Source organism: Mesorhizobium sp. ES1-3 (assembly GCF_020164795.1).
Taxonomy (GTDB): Bacteria; Pseudomonadota; Alphaproteobacteria; order Rhizobiales; family Rhizobiaceae; genus Mesorhizobium.
In genome coordinates, this window is record NZ_JAIUGW010000060.1 from 1 (window position 1) to 3,087 (window position 3,087).

Consider the following 3,087-nt stretch of genomic DNA (forward strand, 5'->3'; position numbering starts at 1 on the left):
CTCCAAAAATCAGCGTTGAATCTGATTTGCGCTTCCTTGGGAATCCCAACCCGTTAAATCGTCACTACGTCCTAGCGCCCATAGCCTACTTTCACGAGCAAGCCTCGTCCCACATGCGGGCAAGGTAATAACGAGGAACCCTGACATGCGTAAACTCTTTCGTCCGGACTTCGCCCTTCTCGAGCGTGAGAGCTACGGCCCGCCCTAATAGCGACGGCCTTTGGAGCGTCGTGTTGGCACCTCGCCTCAGCTCGGTCGAACCACGATACAGAATCGCTTTGGGAACCAAGCTTAGCGGTGCCGGCGAAAAGCTTCCATAGAAGACACACGTCAAGGGGCCACGCATTTGTCCGCAGCAGCCCCGAATGCGAGCGACCACTAGCGGCCAACAATAAACCAAGGACTGCCGTCAAGGCGCGCTAGGCTCGTCCCACAGCGGACTCATGCAGCCCGACCTCCTTCACAAGCACCCGCAGTTCGGCTGGTGGCGTGAGGCAGAGAGTTTGAAAAGCTTCCAGGAACCGCCAAGGAAAACTGGCCGACGGATCTGCCCTCCTCCCGAAACCGATTCGTTGCGTGCCTCCCGCGCTGGCGAGCCCGGTGCCGCCTATGGGCAAACCCACTGACCGTGCCTGAAGATGCAGGGAGTCGCCGGTCCCCCGCCGCTCCGATCAGCTGCCATTGCCATGTAATTCGAAACCCGCGGCGTCGCCTTCGCGAACAATTGCTGGTCAGTGTTCTTCGGGTGCGTCAAATGCAACGTCACCACGGGGTGGCTGTGGTCGTCGCAGGGTGCCGATCCATGGCGCTCGAACTCGGAAATGAGTTTTTCGTCAATCTCCATCCAGTGGCTACAATCACCAAGGTCGGCGAAAAGAACAACGTTATTTTTGTTTGGGTCGGCTTTGACCATGCCGGTCAGGGTGTATTGCGGACCTTTGTCGAGCTCATCGAACATTGCCTTGGCTGAAAACTTGGATCGATCGGCCACCGTTCCGCTCCTCCAAAAAATTGGCCATATAGATCGACCGGCAAGCGCGATCTCGGCCACCAAGGAAAGTATACACCATCAAACTGACCAGCTTGAATGCCGATCGACTTCAATTGATACTGATGCCATCGAAGTGTCAACTAGGAGGGGAAACACAATGGCGTCAAATTCGAATAAGCTTTGGTGCGCGGTTTCTTACGCGACAATGGCGGTCTTGGTCTCAGGATGCGCAGCCGTGGACGCCGTTAGTCCGAGGGCAACAAGCTTCAACCAACAGGCGGCCGATGCGAAAAGCGACAGCATCCTCACGAACATCGTCAGAGCGGCCTATGCCGAGCCGCTCCAGTTCACCGAACTTGGCTCGACTTCCGGAACCGGAAGCGTCTCGGGCTCGGTCGGAGCCGGCGTGCCGTTTCCTTTTCGGGGCGGGACCGGAGCTCTCCCTCTCCAGACCATTGCCAGCACGTTCAATGCATCGACCTCGGTCGCGAACACTTTCGCGGTGCAAAACATCAGCACCCAGGACTTTTATCAAGGGATTCAGAAGCCGATTTCCAAGCAGTTGATCCTTTCCTGGATAAGCGAAGGGTTCGACCCCAGAGTGGTTATGAACCTTTTTGTTTCTGGGATTGAAGTCACCCAGAATGGCAAAACGAAGCTCATCCAGAATAACCCGGAATCTTACAATGACTGGAACACGTTCTATTCGGCTGTCAATCAGCTGGCCTTCAACGATTTAGACAGCGAGAAAACTTCCAGTACGACGCCGGTCAGTACTGACCTCACCAGGGCCGAGGCAAGCAAGGAAGCGGTTCTGGCCGCTCTTATCAACGCGCCCGCTGGCGCGCCCAGCTTTGAAAAACACGGCAACAAGGTCCGTCTGATCAAGCATGACGCCGGGTACCGCTTCTGCTTTCGTGCGGCGCCCGGCGAACCAAAATCGAAGACCGTCGAGTTGGCGGATGACACGTTTTTCCAGCTGTATCCATCCGACTATTGCGGCGAAACCGTCAAGAAAAGTGATGACAGGATCAACATCCGGACCCGCTCGGTTGAAGGAGCCATCTTCTATCTCGGCCAGATGGTGCGCAACGAATGGGGCGTGGGCGGTTCAGGTCAAAATCCATTCCTGATCCCTCATGGCGGCACTACGCCCCCCTATACCGTGTTCAAATTGGACAAGGGCCTTCAGCCGAACAGTTTGATCAACGTCTTGTACAAGGGACAGGTCTACGGCATCGCTCGTGACCCTGCCGGCCTAAAGAATGGCTCCAGCCGGGTCCTGCAGCTCCTGACCGACGCGCTGAACCTGCAAAGTTCATCGAAGGATGTTCCGGTCCCAAGCATCATCACACTGGTGGGCGGCTAACGAATGGCCGTCAGCGCATGGGTAACGAGGGAGCGCTGGCGAGCTTGAGGGTGTTCCCCTCGCCTGGGCCTAGGGCGAGCGCCGCTTGCGTATAGCGGTCGCATTCAGGGCTTGGGCCCAAGCCGAGGGACTTGGCGAGCGCCGACCGGCCCGCCGAACTTCGGCAGACCCCATTTCGTCCGGTACTCATTCGGGGTTAAGTCGTGGCTGGTCGCGAGGTGCCTCTTGAGGAATTTGTATTTCCGGCCGTCCTCGATGCTTGGTATCTCACAAGCGGAGCTTGCCCGGCGGGCCGGGGCCTCGATTCCAATGATAAGACGCACTGAGAGCGACATGAGCGTGCTTCGGTTGTGTCCGATAAAACCCAGGAGAAGATCCGCGAACGGCGGTCGGCCGGGTGCCGGATCAGGCCCGCCACTCGAACCGCTCGACGTCTGGCTTGAGCAAGATTTTGCGATCCACCGACATCGCTCTCGCGACGTAGTTCGAGAGGTGTCAAAAACAAAAATAATTCGGTGCGCGTAGTTGGAAATCGATCAAGGAGTGTGTGGATTTGTGAGCAAATCCACGCGATGACGGAGGAGGTCGTTGCGGCGTTGACTTTCTTACTGCCAACGGCAATCTTGTGACGGGGGAATGAACTCGCGTTCTGACCTGAGACCCTTGTTCCCTCCATTTCAATGGAGAGTCCGGCGCTTCATTTCTGGCCTCATGCGGCCTGTTTTTC

The 3,087-nt window shown here is 56.9% G+C and carries 3 protein-coding genes; 1 reads left to right on the forward strand and 2 read right to left on the reverse strand.

The window, feature by feature from the left end:
• Window positions 1-607: 607 nt before the first annotated feature.
• On the reverse strand, window positions 608-991 hold the full coding sequence (locus LB536_RS30885) for a hypothetical protein (RefSeq protein ID WP_224599129.1): 384 nt from the start codon (window positions 989-991) through the stop codon (window positions 608-610).
• 235 nt (window positions 992-1,226) lie between these two features.
• Between LB536_RS30885 and LB536_RS30890 the strand changes: the two genes are divergently transcribed.
• Window positions 1,227-2,360, forward strand: a complete 1,134-nt coding sequence (locus LB536_RS30890; protein ID WP_224599131.1) for a hypothetical protein — start codon at window positions 1,227-1,229, stop codon at window positions 2,358-2,360.
• A gap of 104 nt (window positions 2,361-2,464) precedes the next feature.
• Here LB536_RS30890 and LB536_RS31435 read toward each other — a convergent pair whose 3' ends face one another.
• Complete coding sequence (locus LB536_RS31435; RefSeq protein WP_411966616.1) at window positions 2,465-2,695, reverse strand: MucR family transcriptional regulator; 231 nt, start codon at window positions 2,693-2,695, stop codon at window positions 2,465-2,467.
• Window positions 2,696-3,087: the final 392 nt, after the last annotated feature.